This window comes from Ruoffia sp. FAM 26255, assembly GCF_045528525.1.
GTDB lineage: Bacteria > Bacillota > Bacilli > Lactobacillales > Aerococcaceae > Ruoffia > Ruoffia tabacinasalis.
In genome coordinates, this window is sequence record NZ_JBGQQX010000127.1 from 1 (window position 1) to 1,042 (window position 1,042).

The window sequence follows — 1,042 nt, forward strand, 5'->3', positions numbered from 1 at the left end:
ACAGACAGATTATAATGCTCATTATGGAACGAACGGTTATCATCCATTAGTCGCTTTTGATGGATTAACTGGTGATTTTTTAAAAGCTAAACTTCGTTCAGGAAATCAATATACTTCTAATGGCGTAAAGGCATTTCTTGAACCACTCTTAGATCACTATCACCAAGCAATTCCTACGACAGATATCTTAGTCCGTGGAGATAGTGGTTTCGCAACACCTGAAATATATGAGTTATGTGAGGCTTTCGGTAGTGACTATGTGATTCGTTTAAAGAGTAATCGAAAATTAACTCATTTAGCTGAAGAACTTGTCTACTATGATGATAATCATCCTTGGGATGAGAAAGAAACTTACTATCATTCTGTTTCATACCAAGCCGGCTCTTGGCCTAAATCTCGTCGAGTATGTATTCGTTCAACTCGAGAAGCTGGAGAGTTACTCTTTAGTCATGCGTTTATTATTACAAGTTTCTCAGAAAATATCGTACCAAAAAGAGTTTTTGAAACATATAATAAACGAGGCACTATGGAAAATTACATCAAAGAAGCCAAAAACAGCTTCTATTTTGACAAGACAGATAGTCCACGGTTCATCGAAAATCACGCGCGTATGATGATCAGTGTAATAGCTTATAATATTATCAACTTTATGCGTACAATCTGTTTTGAAAAGAATTGGAAAAATCTTCAAGTAAATACCATTCGTCTTCGTTTATTCAAAGTAGCCGGAAAGTTGGTCAGCACTGCGAGACGGATCTATTTAAAACTTTCTAGTTCGCATGTCTATCAAGCAGAATTTTACGCCGTCTTTAGGCGAATCCAACGGATTCGATGTTATATTTAATAGATTTCATTTTTTGAAAAAATTATCCAGTGCCTAGGGATTCGTGCGCCCAAAAATAAGTGGTTAGCCTTTAAAAATCGAATCTCGATAAAAATGTTCTGTAAAATCTCAAAAAACATATAAATTTTAGAACCAAAGCAAAATTACGACAAAAAATGTATTTTTAATCGAAAAATTTAGAAGTATGAATTATTCAGG

The 1,042-nt window shown here is 34.5% G+C and carries 1 protein-coding gene; it reads left to right on the top strand.

Annotation, left to right across the window (positions count from 1 at the left end; all coding sequences use genetic code 11):
• A partial coding sequence (locus tag ACEN31_RS11550) for an IS1380 family transposase (RefSeq protein ID WP_407109482.1) occupies positions 1 to 844 on the top strand: 844 nt, incomplete at its 5' end.
• Between the last annotated feature and the right edge of the window lie 198 nt (positions 845 to 1,042).